Source organism: Denitromonas halophila, from assembly GCF_007625155.1.
Taxonomy (GTDB): Bacteria; Pseudomonadota; Gammaproteobacteria; order Burkholderiales; family Rhodocyclaceae; genus Nitrogeniibacter; species Nitrogeniibacter halophilus.
The window spans coordinates 1-14,372 of the sequence record NZ_VMNK01000019.1; the positions used below are offsets into that span (position 1 = coordinate 1).

Here is a 14,372-nt window from a genome sequence, read left to right on the forward strand (position 1 = left end):
AACGGGCGTGCCACCCTCGGCCTGCTTGAGAATGGCGATGATCTGACTGTCTGAAAAACGCGATGTCTTCACGTAGAACTTCCTCCTGCTGCAAGTGGAAAATTCTACTTCTGGCGGCGACTAATTTCCGGGGGGATTACCGCCCCACCCCCACCCAACGGACAAATCCTTCCCCATGCGCACCGAAGGCAAGCTGACCAAATGGAATGACGACCGCGGCTTCGGGTTCATTACCCCGAACGAAGGCGGGCCGGACGTCTTTATCCATATTTCGGAATTCCCGCGCGATGGCGATCGCCCGAACATTGGCGAGCGGGTGAGCTTCGAGACGGATTTCAGCAAGGACGGCAAACCCCGCGCCGTCAATGTCCGCTGCCCGGATCGCACCCCCGTGCGTCGGGCGTCGCGCAAAGACGCACGAGAGCCTGCTCGACCGGGCTTGTTCGGAAAGCTGGTCCCGCTAATGCTGGTGATCGCCATCGGCGCGTATGGTTACAAGGCCTTTAGCCGTTACGACGGCTCGTTTTCGGCGGCGCCGGAACCCGTTGCCACAACGGATACGCCCGCCGCGCCTGCAAGATTCCATTGCGACGGTCGAACGCACTGCTCGCAGATGACGTCTTGCGAAGAGGCGACCTTCTTTTTGCGCAATTGCCCGAACGTGAAGATGGATGGCAACCACGATGGCGTGCCGTGCGAAATGCAATGGTGCGGCCGATAACCGAGCGCATTCCGCTTTGCCGCAACCGGGCGACGGACGTGGCGCACCGCTCGACACAGTCAGAAACATGCCCCGCCATGTCGAAATCGTGGCGCACCGGTCGACCACAAGACGTCAGCCCATGATGCTGCCGCTTGTTCAACCCCTCAGGAGCATGAACCATGACCCGAATGATCTTCGTAAATCTGCCTGTCACCGACCTTGCCGCGGCAATGAGCTTCTACACGGCACTCGGCTTCAAGAACAACCCGCAATTCACTGACGAGACCGCCGCCTGCATGGTGTGGAGTGAGACGATCAACGTCATGCTGCTCACCCATGAGAAATGGCGCACGTTCACCCAGCGCCCGATTCCGCCGGCGAGCTCAAGCGAGGTAATGCTCGCGATCTCCTGCGACAGTCGGGGGGCGGTGGACGCCATGAACGCAGCGGCGGCGGCCAACGGCGGTACGGCGGACATCAATCCGAAGCAGGATCTCGGCTTCATGTACAACCGCAATCTGGCGGACCCGGACGGTCACGTGTGGGAGGCGATGTGGATGGATATGAGCGCGATGTCGGCGGGCTGAGCGAGCGCAGGGTGTAGTCGCCGAAGGGCATTGCACCCATCCACGGTTGAACGGTGCAATACGGCTGCGCCTATTGCACCCTACCGGCCGGCGCCCACCCCGCCCTACTTCCCGTGATGCACAAACGGCGCATCCGCCCCCCACAACTGCATCACCCGCGCATCGCGGCCGCAGCTTTCGCGGTAGAAGTTGTAGGCGTCCACCTGTGATTTGGGACCGCGGCGGGTGAATACCCAGCCGCCGCCCTTGTAGTAGTCCTGGTGGTAGTCCTCGGCGACGGTGAAGGTCTTTGCGTCAAGGATCGGGGTGACGATGGGCTTACCGAGTGCTTTCTGGGCGGCATCGAGTTCGGCCTGGGCGATGGCGCGCTGTTGGTCGTTGGCGACGAAGATGGCGGTGCGGTAGCTGCTGCCGCGGTCGCAAAACTGGCCGCCGGGGTCCGTGGGGTCGATGGAGCGGAAGAACAGGTGGATGAGGCGCTGGTAGCCGACCACGTCGGCGTCGTAGCTGATCTTGACCGCTTCGTAGTGGCCGGTGGTGCCGGTGGTGACTTGTTTGTAGGTGGGGTTCTCGGTATGGCCACCGGTGTAGCCGGACACGGCCTCGACCACGCCGGGCACGGACTCGAAGTCGGATTCGACACACCAGAAGCAGCCACCGGCCACCACCATCGACTGGATGTCGCGGGCGTGGGCAGCGGCGGAAAGGCCGAGGGCGAGGGTCAGGCCGAGGGCCAGACGGCGCGTTTGGGTACGGGGTTTCGACATGGGCGTTCTCCTTGACCTATGAGACCGTCTGGCCCGCGCCGACCTTACAGTGATTCTGCCCGACGCGCCGGGGCCGGATGCAGCCCCCCATCCCGGGTCGCGAATCACTTCCCTGCGTATTTCTCCGCCAGCGCTTCGAGTGCAGGGCTATGGAAGAAATCGATGCATTTCATGAGTGCGAGATTTGCACCGGATTTGCTCACGTAATCCCTTTTGAGGAACTCCCGGCCCAACAGCGTGGCCTCGGTATGCGCCTCCAGTGGATAGTCTCCCAATTCCAGATACCCCCGGGCCGCCGCGGCCGCCGCGGTTGAAACATCGGAGGCGTCGAACGCATCCGCAATGCAGGTGCTCAGCGCGTAGTTCTTGAAATATGCCTTGGCGGAATACGGAACGCGCTCCCCCGCCATCGCGTTGCACCCGGTCAGGATGAGGACCAGGGCGAGGGCCGGGATCAGTCTAGATACCATATCGACGCCTCCGCAGCGACGGGAAAGTAGCAATGATCTGAACAGGTGCTGCCATTCCACAACGTGGCGTGTCCTGTTGCATCGCTCCAGTTGACGTCAAATACGAGAATGCCTTTTTCTCCATTGAAATCGTTCAGTTTGGGATTTCTGACGACCTTGTCAGGGCGCCCGAGGGTTTCCGTCAGGAACTGGATCAGGTCACGAACGCGGTAGATATACCACTTCTTGTCCGCTCCCGAGACGGTCTTCCACGTGCCTCGGGTGATGCTGGTACCCGAATAATTGAGACTGTAGCTCATGCGAAGTGCGCAGGCATTGGTGAACCCGAGATTGGGGTCCTTGACACCGATGTCGATATTTTCCGCAACCTTTCCTCCGATTTTTGCACCCACGGTGGTGACTTTTCCGTCTCCGTAGATCGTCGAAAAATTTGCCCACATGGCGGAAAAGGTGGGTCTGGATGTGGCCATGGCGCCTCCTTGCGATGGTAGTGATGACGTCTAGTGCCCCGAGTCTGCGAAGCGCACCGCCTGAATACGCCATCGACATATTCGAAATGTGCGCAATCTACCACGCATGCCGTCGGCATGCAGCACCCAATTCCACGTCCGCCAAGCGCGTACCTCCCACCAACCAGCGCCGCAGACTGATGCTTCCTCAACACAGAAGGGACACATCATGTTTTCGCTACAGGACAAGATCGCGATTGTGACGGGTGCCAGTTCGGGCATTGGCCGGGCGGCGGCGCTGGCGTTTGCCGGGGCCGGGGCGCGGGTGGTGGTGACGGCGCGGCGGATCGATGCGCTGGACGCGCTGGTGGACGAGATCGGCGCGGCCGGCGGCACGGCGTATGCGCTGGCCGGCGAGGCGGCGGACGCGGCGTTTGCGCAGCAGCTGGTGGATGCCACGATGGACCGCTTCGGCGGGCTGGACATCGCCTTCAACAACGCGGGCACACTGGGCGCCATGGGGCCGACGCCGGAGCTGCCGCTGGCCGGCTGGCACGAGACGCTGGCGGTGAACCTGTCGAGCGCCTTCTACGCGGCGCGGGCGCAGATTCCGGCAATGCGGCGGCGCGGGGGTGGCGCGCTGATCTTTACCTCGTCGGTGGTGGGCAGCACGACGGCGTTCGCCGGCATGGCGGCGTATGCGGCGAGCAAGGCCGGGCTGGTGGGTCTGGTGAAGGCGCTGGCGGTGGAATGCGGGCCCGACGCGATCCGCGCCAACGCGATCCTGCCCGGCGGCACGGACACGCCGATGGGGCGGACGGTGGCCAATTCGCCCGAGGCGCTGGCCCATGTGACCGGCCTGCATGCGCTGGGCCGGCTGGCGCAACCGGAGGAGATCGCTTCGGCGGCGCTGTATCTGGCCTCCGACGCGGCGGCCTTCGTCACCGGCTCGGCGATGGTTGTGGATGGCGGGGTGTCGGTGTTCCGCGGCTGAGCGTGGCGTGCGCCGACCCGGCGGCCGGCGCGCGCCAACGCCCTCACCACACCAGCCGCAGGCTGGCGTAGATCAACGGTTCGTGGCGGTAGCGCCCTTCGTGGAACTCGGTCGCGATCTCACCCAGGTTCTGCATCACAAGGGCGAATTCGTTCTCGGCCCCCGGCGGGCCGAAGCGTTTGGCGAGGCGCAGGTCAATGCGGTCGCGATTGGGCACGCGGTCGCCCTGGTTGAGCCAGTACATGTCGTCGTTGTGGTAGTAGCCGAGGCTGGCGCGCCAGCGCTCGGGCAGGTCTTTCATGAACAGCAGCGAGGTGGTCACCTGTGGCGCGCTCAGTTCGATGTCGCGATCGACCAGGTCGTCGCTGGCGTTGAGCGTGATGTAGGCCTGCGAGAACACCACCCGGCCCCAGCCTTTCCGGCGCCAGTCGACGGTGTATTCGCCGCCCTTGGCGACGAAATTGCCCAGGTTGAGAAATCGCTTGGTTTTGGCGCTCTGGTAGGTCAGCGCGTTGGCGGCCGACCAGTCGGCCGGCGGGAAGACACCGACATCGCTGCAGCGCTCTTTGGACGGCACCGGCACCGCGGCCGTCGGCAGCCGGCAGCTCTGGCTGTCGAGATAGCCCGAATAGGCTTCGCGGAACACGCGCACATCGACCGACAGGCCTTTCATCGGCCGGGCCACAAGACCGATCTCGAAGAAGCGCATCTCTTCGGGGTCGACCGGCTGTGCAGCGTTGTAGCCAATGTTGACGATCGAACCGTCCTCGCGAAGCGTTTCGAGACCGTGCGATTCGATCAAGGACGGCGCCCGGTAGGCTTTGCCGGCGGACACGCGCAACCCGGCGGTCGGCGTGAGGGCGTAGTTGATAGCCACACGCGGGGAAAACAACTTTCCGCTGTAGTCATGGTGCTCGTAAGTGCCGCCGAGGTTCAGCGCCATGGCATCGGTTGCCTGCCAGGTGAGGTTGCCGAAGGTCTGCCAGTAAGTGGCAGTGAGTGCCGCATCGGTGTCGAAAAAGGCCGCCGAACGCACCCGCTCGTGACGCGCGCCGGCACCGATCAGGGCCTCCACGGACGGCAGAATCTGGCCACTCAACTGGACTTCGAGGTTGTTGACGCTGACGTCGATGTCGCGGTCGGCAAAGATGGTGCCGTCTCGCGCCTCTCCGACCTTGCGCACGTCAATCTCCCACGCCCGGCGGGCCTGCTGACCTTGGTAGAAGTACTGCAGCGACAGTTCGGAGGTGGTGCTGTAGCTGCGCGTCCAGGCGGCGTGCACCGTCTGGTTGCGGATATCGCCATCCTGCACGGGGTCGAGCTGGAAGTTACGCAGTCGCGTACCCATCTCCGGGTAGCCCCGAGTGTCGACGCCCTGGCTGACGCCAAAGTGCAGGCTGAGTCGGTCCTGCGGGTTGATCTGGCTGACCAGCTGGAGATTGAGGACTTCGCGCGAGAACGCTTCCTGCAGCTCGTTTTCGCCATTACTCCGGACAAAGGACTCGAAGGTCGCCGCGCTGCGGGTCGATGCCGACAGCCGCCATGCCACGGGCGAATCCGCCGGCCCATTGACGCGCACGCCGTGGTCGTAGAAGCCGTCCACGCCGAAGCGTGAGATCACGCTGTAGCCGTCTTCGGTGACCGGCGAGCGGGTGATGATGTTGACCACGCCCTGGAACGCGTTGGCGCCGTAAGCGCCGCCGTTGGCCGAGCGCACGACCTCGATGCGCTCGATGTCGTCGACGCGAATGGTGAGGTTGTCCCACTGGGTGTCGCCCCAGATCGGGTTATTGACCGTCCGCCCATCGACCAGCACCTTGATGCGACGGTCATAGGCGTCGCCGATACCGTGGTTAGCCACCGTCGGCGAACCGCCGGGCCAGTCGGCCACCTGGAAACCGGGCACCAGACGCAGCAAGTCGTGGATCTCGGTAAAGCCCGAGGCCTCGATCATTTCGCGGTCGATCAGCGTGACAGGCGCGGGCGCCAGCATGGGCGACTGCGCCAGTCGCGACGCGGTGAGCACCAGTGGAACCTCCTCGAAAAAAGCGTCGGCCTCACTGGCCTCGACACTCCCTGCGAAGACGTACAACACCGTTGCGCACATCGGCAGCACGCGGCGAAACCCCACGTCGCGCACACATTCAACAGCCACAAGCACTCCCTGATCGTATTGTTGGTATTTAGCGGGCGGCAAGGCTCTCACGCAGCCCCTTCAGGGTCAATGCGAAACCGAGCAACGCTTGATTCAGGATAACGAACCCCTGCGGAACAACTGAAGCGCAGCCCGCCACGAACCGCCGAACGGCACCCTGTGGCATATCGTGCCCCCCCGACCAAGCGGCCATTCGCTGCGTGTGAAGTTGTGCCCCCGTTCGCGTAGACTGCCCCCAGGCGCCCTTGCCCCACGCCCCGGACGCAGCGCATGCGCACTTTCAATCTCGGTATCGCCGTCGGCCTCTTCCTCGGCCTGAATCTGGCGCTCACGCCCTCGCTTGGCGCCACCGGCGGCGGGCTGGCCCTGGTGGCGACCATCGCCTGGCTGTGGACCACCGAAGCGCTGCATGTGAGCGTGACCGCCGTGCTTGTACCCTTGCTGGCGGCGGTGAGCGGCGTGCTGCCCTTCGACGGCGCGCTCCGGCAGTTCGCCGACCCGGTCATTTTCCTGTTCCTCGGCGGCTTCGCCCTGGCTGCCGGCTTGCAGCGGCAGGGGCTGGATCGCTGGATGGCCGCGCAGGTGATCCGCTACGCGGGCAACCGGCTGGACCACGCCGCACGCTGGCTGTTCGGCCTTACCGCCTTTCTATCGATGTGGATCAGCAACACCGCCACGGCGGCCATGATGCTGCCGCTGGCGCTGGGTTTGCTCGCCTCGCTGCCGATCGAACGCTATCGCTCGGCCTATCTGTATGTGCTTCTCGGCGTGGCCTTTTCGGCCAATATCGGCGGCATCGGCACGCTGGTGGGCAGCCCGCCCAATGCCATCGCCGCCGCACAAGTGGGGCTGGGCTTTGCCGGCTGGCTGGTGTGGGGGTTGCCGCTGGTTCTGGTGCTGATGCCTTTGATGGAAGTCGCGCTGCGCTTTGCGCTCAAGCCCGATCTGAGTGCCGAAGTCGAACTGCCGCCACCACAAGCCGCGTGGACCCGGCCGCAAAAACAGATGCTGGCGCTGTTCGGCGCCACCGTGCTGCTGTGGGTATTTGGCGCGCCACTGAACGTCTGGCTGGAAATGGGGCGCGGCTACGATGCGGCCGTGGCCGTATTTGCACTGGTAATGCTGCACGCCCTGCGCCTGACCGAGTGGAAGGCCGTCGAGCGCAGCACCGACTGGGGCGTGCTGCTGCTCTTCGGCGGCGGCCTCACCCTGAGCCGCGCGCTGGCCGAAAGCGGCGCGGCGGCCTGGCTGGCGGCGCAACTGGGCGGCCCGCTCGAAACCCTGCCCGCCTTCGTCTGTCTGGCGCTGATGATCCTCTTCGCGATGCTGATTACCGAAGTCACCAGCAACACCGCCAGCGCCGCGCTGCTGATCCCGTTGTTCATTGGCCTGGCACCGCAGATTGATTCCACCCCGCTCGCCGTGCTGGTGGCGGTGGGCACCTCCTGCGCCTTTCTGTTGCCCGTGGCCACGCCGCCGAACGCGATTGTGTTCGGCAGCGGTCATGTGCCACAACGGGTGATGATCCGCGCCGGATTGTGGGTGTCGCTGCTGATCTATCCAGTGCTGGTAGCGGTAGCGGCCGGGATGCTGGCGCTGGTGTGATGCGGCCTTGGTGGACGGCAAGCCGCGCACCCTACGACGGGGCACGCGCCAGCGCAGGCCTCACGCCGTCCTATCCTTCAATCAATTTTGTGTACGCACGGCGGGTGTCGGGCGACACGGCGGCCAGCACTTGCGCGTAAGCGGTTTTATGGCGCGCCATGAGCCGGGCGCTAGCGACCGTTTTCGAGCGGCAATACCAGTGGCAGGTGTGCTGAAACAGATACATCTCGGCCATCACCGTAAAGGCTTTGTCCTTGTCGCTGCGCGCCGGATAATCTTCAATCGCCTTGGCAACGCCTTGCGCGTGAATGCTGACCGCCTTGCGCAGATCGAAAGTCGCCGTCGGAAACAGCCGATCGGCAAAGGGAACCGCCCAGGCCAGCTTGCTGATACGGACGGTATCGGCGTCAGCCCGACTCAGGTCATTGGCGAGCCGGCCGAGCTGCTCACTCAGTGCGGTTTCGTTGGCACGCATGAGGCCCCAGATCTGTTCGCGACGCTCGGCATCGTCTTCGCCCAGCGCGCGCAGATAGCCCTCGGTGAGGGTTTCCATGTGCTTTTCGAGGCTGTAGTTCTGAAGGTGGTTGCCCAGCAGGGCGATGCGCCGGCGCTGGTCCTGGGTTTTGAGGGCGTAGGCAGCGAGGCCGGCCATGACAAGCAATACGAGTGGGTCCATGCCGGCATTGTCCGGGGCTTTGACGGTGGCGGCAATGGCGGCGTGCGCGCGGACGTGCTCGCCTACCGTAGTCAGCCGTCGATGGTGTTTTGGAAACCAATTTGCCAAAAGTGCTCTGCTAGACTGAACAGCCCGATTTTTGCGGGGCGGGCAAAGCCGCACGGCCAGAAAACGCCCCGCGCTGCGGCCATCCAGCCCCCGCCATCCCCATCGGTCCCGCTGCGCTCGTCGCGCCAGCCGATGCCGCGCCCAGCAGGCCTGTCGTCTGGCGCGACGACTCGATTTCAGGAGAGTGCACATGAAGCCTTTTGCCATTGCCGGCATCCAGATGAATGTCTCGGCCATCGAGTCGAACGTCGCGCGCATGAAGCTCAAGCTCGACATCACCATGAACCTGTACCCGTGGGTACAGATGGTGATGTTCAGCGAGCTGTGCGCCTTTGGCCCGCTGACCTATGCCGCGCGCGAGTTTCCGTGCGACTTCGAAGCCGAAATGCAGGAGATGGCCCGCAAGTACGGCATCTGGCTGCTGCCGGGGTCCATCTTTGAAAAGAGCGGCGACAAGATCTACAACACCGCCTCGGTCATCAACCCGCAGGGCGAGGTCGTCGCGCGCTACCGCAAGATGTTCCCCTTCTACCCCTATGAAGAAGGCGTGACGCCGGGGCTGGAGTACTGCGTGTTCGATGTGCCCGATGTGGGCCGTTTCGGCGTATCGATCTGCTACGACATGTGGTTCCCCGAGACCATCCGCACGCTGGCGGTGATGGGCGCCGAGGTGATTCTCCACCCGACGCTGACCGGCACCATCGACCGCGACAACGAGCTGGCCATCGCGCAGGCCATGAGCACCATCAACCAGTGCTACCTGTTCGATGTGAACGGCCTCGACGCCGGCGGCAGCGGCCGCTCGATCATCACCGGGCCGGATGGCCGGGTGCAGTATCAGGCGCAGAACAACGAAGAGATCATCCCGATCGAGCTGGATATCGACCGCGTGCGCCGCAGCCGCGAGCTGGGCACGCTGCGCCTCGGCCAGCCGCTCAAGAGCTTCCGCGACCACATGGGCGACTTCAGCATCTACTGGCGCGACCAGCAGCACCCCTACCTCGATTCGCTCGGTCCGCTGATCAAGCCGGGGCGCATGGACCGCATCGCGGAGCTCAAGAAGATCGAAGGCGGCATGTATCCCCACCCGCTGCCGACGCCGCCCGCCACGCAGTAAGGCAACACCGGCGAACGCCCGGCGGCGCATCATGCCGCGATCGCTGGCCTATGCCTCGGGCGCCACGCAGACGCGGTTCCGGCCTGCGTTCTTGGCCTGGTAGAGTGCGGCGTCGGCGCGGCTGACCGCCTGCTCGGTGGATTCCCCGGCCTGGTACTCGGTCACCCCGATGCTGATCGTGACCGGAATCGCCTGGCCGTTGGTGGCGAAAGCTTCCTCGCCGATGCCCCGGCGCAGACTCTCGGCGATCCGCAGGGCTTCGCTCAGGTCGCAGTGACGCAGCAGGATGAGCAACTCCTCGCCGCCCCAGCGCACCACCAGATCCGATTCGCGCAGGGCGTCGAGCAGCCGTTTGGCGATACCGGCCAGCACGTTGTCACCGGCCAGGTGGCCATGGCGATCGTTGATCTGCTTGAAGAAGTCGATATCGGCGAGCAGGAAGGCCATGGGCTGCGGATCGCGCTTGTAGTCGGCCAGCAGCTTCTTCATCAGCATGGTGAAAGCGTTGCGATTGAGCAGGCCGGTCAGCTTGTCGATGGTCGCCATCTCCTCGATGCGATGCTGGTAATTCCTCAGCGCCACGTGGGCGAGGAGGATCACGACCGCCGTGATCAGCAGGCTGATCAGGATATTGATCCACAACGTTCTCTGGATGCCGGTCAGCGCGGCATCCTGGCCCTGCTCGACGAACAGGTACCACTTCAGCTCCGGCAGGTAGTTCACCTGCAGGATCTGCGTGTTGCCGTCGGCGTCCGCATACTGGTAGGAGCCGCTGTCTTCGGCCAGGATGCGCGCCAGCTGCGGCCCGATACCAGCACTGGCGTGCAGATCGACGTTCAGTACCCTGGCGCTGTTGCCCACCAGCACCACCTTGCCGGCCTTGTCGACGAAGTAGATCTTGCGATTGAAGCGTTGCTGATGCTCGGAGACCAGCCGGCGAACGGCATCTACCGTCAGGCCGATGCCGGTGGCGCCGATGTAGTTGCCGTCGAAATCGTAGACCCGGTAGTTGATGAAGATGGTCAGCGCATCCTGATTGGCCAGGTCGGGGTCGACGTTGATCTCGTAGTCTTCCGTCAGGGCGCGGGTGCGGTAATACCAGGCGTCGCGCGGCTCGTCGGGCGATATCTGCTTGAGGATGCCATCGCCGGTGTAATAGGTCCCGCTGCGTTCCGACACGAAGAAGCTCGCGAAGGCACCGTAGCGCTGCCTGATCTCCCGCAGGTAATGCGCCATTTCCTCGACGTTTGCCTCGCCCTGCAACACCCAGCGGCGCAGAAAGGTGTCGTGCGCCATGGTCGAGGAAATGAGCACCGGCCGCACCAGGTCCTTCTGGATCTCGGAGTAGATGTTGCTGGAGGTCAGCGGCAGGCTCTGCTCAACGATGGCCTCAAGAATGGAGCGCTTGGAGACTTCATAGCTGATGAACGAGGTCACCAGAAAACCGACGGAGAGCAGGAGCCCCAGGATCAGCAGCAGTCGGCTGTGGTTGAAGAGACGATGACGGAAGGGGGGCATGGCCGGACCACAACGGAGGGTAAGACATCATACTATGCAGCGCAGCGACGCCACGCAGGCATGCGTCACGCGCGGCCGTCAGAGCGGGCGCTGGCAGCGACGGGCCGCTCGCCCCCCTTGCGCCCGAGCGACCGGATGGCGGACGATGCCACCCATGCGCCATCTGCCCCACCTGCTCGCCGCACTGTGGCTCACCGCCTGCACCACGCCCGCCCCGCCCCCGCCGGCCGACGCCCGCGCCGCGGAGGCGCCGTTGGCCGAACCCGCACCCGACGCGGTGCGCTACCAGGTGGCGAGCGCGCGCTCGGACGTGCGCTTTGTGGTCTACCGGGCCGGGCGGCTGGCGGCGCTGGGGCATAACCATGTGATCCGCGCCGGACAGGTGAACGGGCAGATCGCGCTGGCCCCAACCCTGTCGCAATCGAGCTTTTCTCTGCGCCTGCCGGTCACGCAGTTCACGGTCGACCCGCCCGACGCACGCCACGACGAAGGCGAAGGCTTCGAGGTGCAGCCCTCTGCCGATGCCATCGCCGGCACCCGCCGCAACATGCTCGGCGCGCGGGTGCTTGATGCGGACAATTACCCGACGGTGCGCATCGACGCGGTGGCCGTGCAAGGCGCGCTGCCGACAGTGGACGCCACGGTGCGGCTGCGCTTGCGCGAGGTGTCACGCGATGTCCGTGTGCCCGTCACCGTCGTTCAGAGTGATCACGAGCTGATCGCCACCGCCGATTTCAAGATCCGCCAGACCGACTTCGGCATCACCCCGATGTCGGTATTCGGCGGCGCCTTGCAGGTGGCTGATGCGGTGACGGTGCGCATGCGCCTGGTGGCGACACGCGCGCCGTAGGGCGGAAAAGCGAAGCGCCTTCCGCCGCAGGAGATGGCTCAACCGCCGAGGTGGCCGAAGGCGCTTCGCTTTTCCGCCCTACGGGGGCCTACGGTGCGATCTGCCGCGACGCCTTCGGATCGCGAAACACCAGCGGCGCGGTGCTGACGGCACCCGGCCGCTGGGCGCGGGCGACGGCGTCAAGCACCACCTGATGCGCCGGCGATTTGTCGCACACCGGATCTGGCGCGGCGGCGTCACCGGCCAGCATGAAGGCCTGGCAGCGGCAGCCGCCGAGGTCTTTTTCCTTGTCCGGACAGGTCTTGCAGGTATCGCTCATCCAGCCATCGCCGCGGTAGCGGTTGAAGCCTTCGGAGTCATACCAGATCTCGCCCACGCTCGTCTCGCGCACATTCGGAAAGCTCAGCCCCGGCAGCATCTTGGCGGTGTGGCAGGGCAGCGCGGTGCCGTCGGGCGTGACGGTGAGAAAAACATTGCCCCAGCCGTTCATGCATTTTTTGGGCCGCGTTTCGTAGTAGTCCGGCACCACGAAAAAGATGCGGAGCTTGTCGCCGAGCTTGGCGCGATACTCATTGGTGATGCGCTCGGCGCGCTCGAGCTGTTCGCGCGAGGGCAGCAGTTGGTCGCGGTTGAGCAGCGCCCACGAGTAATACTGGTTGTTGGCCAGCTCCAGATACTCGGCGCCGAGTGCGACCGCCATCTCGATGATCTGGCCGATGTGGTCGATATTGAGGCGGTGGATCACGCAGTTCATCACCATCGGCCAGCCATTGGCCTTGATGGTGTGCGCCACCTTCTGCTTGAGATCGAAGGTGCGCGTATGCGAGAGAAAATCGTTCAGCTCTTTTGTGGTGTCCTGGAAGGAGAGCTGGATGTGATCGAGTCCGGCGCGCTTGAGCGCCTCGGCGCGGTCCTCGGTCAGGCCGACGCCGGAGGTGAGCAGATTGGTGTAGTACCCGAGGCGATGCGCTTCGGCCACCAGCACTTCGAGGTCGTCGCGCACCAGCGGCTCGCCGCCCGAGAAGCCGCACTGCACGCTGCCCAGCACGCGCGCCTCGTTCAGCACGCGCAGCCAGGCTTCGGTGTCGAGTTCATCGTCGGCGCTGGTGCGTGCGAAATCCACCGGGTTGTAGCAGAAGGCGCAGTGCAGCGGGCAGCGGTAGGTCAGCTCGGCGAGCAGCCACAGCGGCGGGCCGGGGCGGTCGGTGGCGGTCATGGTGTTGTCCTTTGCCGTAGGGCGGAAGCGCCGCAACACGGCGTCACCCGCCGCTTCGACCTTGAGACGGATTGACGGATGACGCTTCGCTCTTCCGCCCTGCGGGTGTTCATGCTTCCGTGATCCACTGCTGCTGTCGCGCCATATCGAGAAAGGCGCGTACGTCGGGCTCCAGCCCGGTGGTGTCAAACGCGGTTTCGAGATCGGCGACCAGCGCCGGCACGTCTCGCGTGCCATCACAGCGCTTGAGGATCTCGGCCGCGCTGGCATTCAGCTTGACCATGCCTTCGGGGTAGAGCAGCACCCAGGCCTGCTGGGCTTCTTCCCATTGCATCCGAAAGCGCGAGGCCAGCGTGGGCGTATCGATACTCATGCTTTCGGCCCGCGGATCTCGATCTCGCAGCTTTGCAGCATGATCGCGTCGGCCAGCGACCACAACACGTCGAGCTTGAACTGCAGGATGTCGAGCGCGCGCTGCTGCAGGGCGCGGTTCTGGCCGAAGTAGTCCAGCGTGAAGCGCAGGCCGTGGGCCACGTCGCGCCGCGCCTGCGTCAGCCGGTTGCGGAAGTACTGCAGTCCGTCGGTTTCGATCCACGGGTATTTGTCGGGCCAGGTGTCGAGGCGCTGCTGGTGGATGTGCGGGGCGAACAGCTCGGTGAGGCTGGAGGCCACGGCGTCCTGCCAGGGGCGCTGGCGGGCAAAGGTGACATAGGCGTCGACCGCGAAGCGCGCCGCCGGCGACACCAGCCGCTCGGACACCACGTCGTCGCGGCTCAGGCCGACCGCCTCGCCGAGCCGGATCCACGCCTCGATACCGCCGTCGTCCTGCACGCCGCCGATGGCGTAGCCGTCATGGTCGAGAATGCGCTGAATCCACTCGCGGCGGATGTCGCGCTCGGGGCAGTTGGCGAGGATGTTGGCGTCCTTGACCGGGATCGCCACCTGGTACAGGTAGCGGTTGGCCACCCAGCGCTGCAGTTGCGCTTGCGTGAGTTTGCCCTCGGCCATCATCACGTGGAAGGGGTGGTAGATATGGTAGCTGGTGCCCTTTTCGCGCAGCCGGGCTTCGAATTCATCGCTGGCCCACGGCGCTTCGCCGGCAATGGCGGCCAGGTGCGGGGTGGGGATGTCGTCGTGCTTCATGCGGACTCCTCGGG

Annotated in this window: 15 protein-coding genes; 6 read left to right on the plus strand and 9 right to left on the minus strand. The window is 64.7% G+C overall.

From position 1 onward, the window contains the following. The first annotated feature begins 175 nt into the window (after positions 1-175). Together FHP91_RS19110 and FHP91_RS19115 are read left to right on the plus strand one after the other, a co-directional pair. Positions 176-721, plus strand: a complete 546-nt coding sequence (locus tag FHP91_RS19110; protein WP_144311102.1) for a cold shock domain-containing protein — start codon at positions 176-178, stop codon at positions 719-721. A 161-nt stretch (positions 722-882) separates the two neighbouring features. Then, positions 883-1,290 (plus strand): VOC family protein, encoded by a 408-nt coding sequence (locus tag FHP91_RS19115; RefSeq protein WP_144311103.1) that lies wholly within the window; start codon positions 883-885, stop codon positions 1,288-1,290. A gap of 104 nt (positions 1,291-1,394) precedes the next feature. Here the strand turns inward: FHP91_RS19115 and msrA are convergent, their stop codons facing one another. From msrA to FHP91_RS19130, 3 genes are all read right to left on the minus strand, one after another. Beyond that, positions 1,395-2,057 (minus strand): peptide-methionine (S)-S-oxide reductase MsrA, encoded by a 663-nt coding sequence (gene msrA / locus FHP91_RS19120; RefSeq protein WP_144311104.1) that lies wholly within the window; start codon positions 2,055-2,057, stop codon positions 1,395-1,397. A 104-nt stretch (positions 2,058-2,161) separates the two neighbouring features. After that, a complete protein-coding gene (locus FHP91_RS19125; protein ID WP_144311105.1) occupies positions 2,162-2,527 on the minus strand; it encodes a T6SS amidase immunity protein Tai4 family protein in 366 nt (121 codons plus the stop codon). Continuing rightward, a complete protein-coding gene (locus FHP91_RS19130; RefSeq protein ID WP_186301642.1) occupies positions 2,512-2,997 on the minus strand; it encodes a type VI secretion system amidase effector protein Tae4 in 486 nt (161 codons plus the stop codon). Before FHP91_RS19130 ends, FHP91_RS19125 begins: the two co-directional genes overlap by 16 nt. 208 nt (positions 2,998-3,205) lie before the next feature. Between FHP91_RS19130 and FHP91_RS19135 the strand changes: the two genes are divergently transcribed. After that, a complete protein-coding gene (locus tag FHP91_RS19135; protein WP_144311106.1) occupies positions 3,206-3,970 on the plus strand; it encodes an SDR family oxidoreductase in 765 nt (254 codons plus the stop codon). 43 nt (positions 3,971-4,013) lie between these two features. On the opposite strand, the gene FHP91_RS19140 is transcribed toward FHP91_RS19135, so the two are convergent. Further along, positions 4,014-6,125, minus strand: coding sequence for a TonB-dependent receptor plug domain-containing protein (locus FHP91_RS19140; RefSeq protein ID WP_246116375.1), 2,112 nt, complete (start codon positions 6,123-6,125; stop codon positions 4,014-4,016). Between the two features lie 270 nt (positions 6,126-6,395). Between FHP91_RS19140 and FHP91_RS19145 the strand changes: the two genes are divergently transcribed. Then, the gene (locus FHP91_RS19145) at positions 6,396-7,730 is read left to right on the plus strand and encodes an SLC13 family permease (RefSeq protein WP_144311107.1); all 1,335 of its coding nucleotides are present in this window, start codon (positions 6,396-6,398) and stop codon (positions 7,728-7,730) included. Between the two features lie 70 nt (positions 7,731-7,800). Here FHP91_RS19145 and FHP91_RS19150 read toward each other — a convergent pair whose 3' ends face one another. Further along, on the minus strand, positions 7,801-8,406 hold the full coding sequence (locus tag FHP91_RS19150) for a hypothetical protein (RefSeq protein WP_144311108.1): 606 nt from the start codon (positions 8,404-8,406) through the stop codon (positions 7,801-7,803). A gap of 298 nt (positions 8,407-8,704) precedes the next feature. Here FHP91_RS19150 and FHP91_RS19155 point away from each other — a divergent pair, with 298 nt between their 5' ends. Next, positions 8,705-9,631, plus strand: a complete 927-nt coding sequence (locus FHP91_RS19155; protein ID WP_144311109.1) for a carbon-nitrogen hydrolase family protein — start codon at positions 8,705-8,707, stop codon at positions 9,629-9,631. A 48-nt stretch (positions 9,632-9,679) separates the two neighbouring features. Here the strand turns inward: FHP91_RS19155 and FHP91_RS19160 are convergent, their stop codons facing one another. Further along, positions 9,680-11,149, minus strand: a complete 1,470-nt coding sequence (locus tag FHP91_RS19160; RefSeq protein WP_144311110.1) for a sensor domain-containing diguanylate cyclase — start codon at positions 11,147-11,149, stop codon at positions 9,680-9,682. A 154-nt stretch (positions 11,150-11,303) separates the two neighbouring features. Here FHP91_RS19160 and FHP91_RS19165 point away from each other — a divergent pair, with 154 nt between their 5' ends. Next, positions 11,304-11,999, plus strand: a complete 696-nt coding sequence (locus tag FHP91_RS19165; protein WP_186301643.1) for a YceI family protein — start codon at positions 11,304-11,306, stop codon at positions 11,997-11,999. Positions 12,000-12,087: 88 nt separating this feature from the next. On the opposite strand, the gene pqqE is transcribed toward FHP91_RS19165, so the two are convergent. The 3 genes from pqqE to pqqC form a co-directional block, all read right to left on the minus strand. Further along, entirely contained in the window at positions 12,088-13,215 is a 1,128-nt protein-coding gene (pqqE, locus tag FHP91_RS19170) for a pyrroloquinoline quinone biosynthesis protein PqqE (protein ID WP_144311112.1), read from the minus strand. Between the two features lie 109 nt (positions 13,216-13,324). Next, on the minus strand, positions 13,325-13,588 hold the full coding sequence (gene pqqD, locus FHP91_RS19175) for a pyrroloquinoline quinone biosynthesis peptide chaperone PqqD (protein ID WP_144311113.1): 264 nt from the start codon (positions 13,586-13,588) through the stop codon (positions 13,325-13,327). Continuing rightward, the gene (pqqC, locus tag FHP91_RS19180) at positions 13,585-14,358 is read right to left on the minus strand and encodes a pyrroloquinoline-quinone synthase PqqC (RefSeq protein WP_144311114.1); all 774 of its coding nucleotides are present in this window, start codon (positions 14,356-14,358) and stop codon (positions 13,585-13,587) included. Before pqqC ends, pqqD begins: the two co-directional genes overlap by 4 nt. Between the last annotated feature and the right edge of the window lie 14 nt (positions 14,359-14,372).

What these genes read in the sequence shown, in the direction of transcription:
- FHP91_RS19110 (WP_144311102.1), top strand. Translation starts at nt 176, where the DNA reads ATGCGCACCGAAGGCAAGCTGACCAAATGGAATGACGACCGCGGCTTC.
- FHP91_RS19115 (WP_144311103.1), top strand. Translation starts at nt 883, where the DNA reads ATGACCCGAATGATCTTCGTAAATCTGCCTGTCACCGACCTTGCCGCG.
- msrA (WP_144311104.1), bottom strand. Translation starts at nt 2,057, where the DNA reads ATGTCGAAACCCCGTACCCAAACGCGCCGTCTGGCCCTCGGCCTGACC.
- FHP91_RS19125 (WP_144311105.1), bottom strand. Translation starts at nt 2,527, where the DNA reads ATGGTATCTAGACTGATCCCGGCCCTCGCCCTGGTCCTCATCCTGACC.
- FHP91_RS19130 (WP_186301642.1), bottom strand. Translation starts at nt 2,997, where the DNA reads ATGGCCACATCCAGACCCACCTTTTCCGCCATGTGGGCAAATTTTTCG.
- FHP91_RS19135 (WP_144311106.1), top strand. Translation starts at nt 3,206, where the DNA reads ATGTTTTCGCTACAGGACAAGATCGCGATTGTGACGGGTGCCAGTTCG.
- FHP91_RS19145 (WP_144311107.1), top strand. Translation starts at nt 6,396, where the DNA reads ATGCGCACTTTCAATCTCGGTATCGCCGTCGGCCTCTTCCTCGGCCTG.
- FHP91_RS19150 (WP_144311108.1), bottom strand. Translation starts at nt 8,406, where the DNA reads ATGGACCCACTCGTATTGCTTGTCATGGCCGGCCTCGCTGCCTACGCC.
- FHP91_RS19155 (WP_144311109.1), top strand. Translation starts at nt 8,705, where the DNA reads ATGAAGCCTTTTGCCATTGCCGGCATCCAGATGAATGTCTCGGCCATC.
- FHP91_RS19160 (WP_144311110.1), bottom strand. Translation starts at nt 11,149, where the DNA reads ATGCCCCCCTTCCGTCATCGTCTCTTCAACCACAGCCGACTGCTGCTG.
- FHP91_RS19165 (WP_186301643.1), top strand. Translation starts at nt 11,304, where the DNA reads ATGCGCCATCTGCCCCACCTGCTCGCCGCACTGTGGCTCACCGCCTGC.
- pqqE (WP_144311112.1), bottom strand. Translation starts at nt 13,215, where the DNA reads ATGACCGCCACCGACCGCCCCGGCCCGCCGCTGTGGCTGCTCGCCGAG.
- pqqD (WP_144311113.1), bottom strand. Translation starts at nt 13,588, where the DNA reads ATGAGTATCGATACGCCCACGCTGGCCTCGCGCTTTCGGATGCAATGG.
- pqqC (WP_144311114.1), bottom strand. Translation starts at nt 14,358, where the DNA reads ATGAAGCACGACGACATCCCCACCCCGCACCTGGCCGCCATTGCCGGC.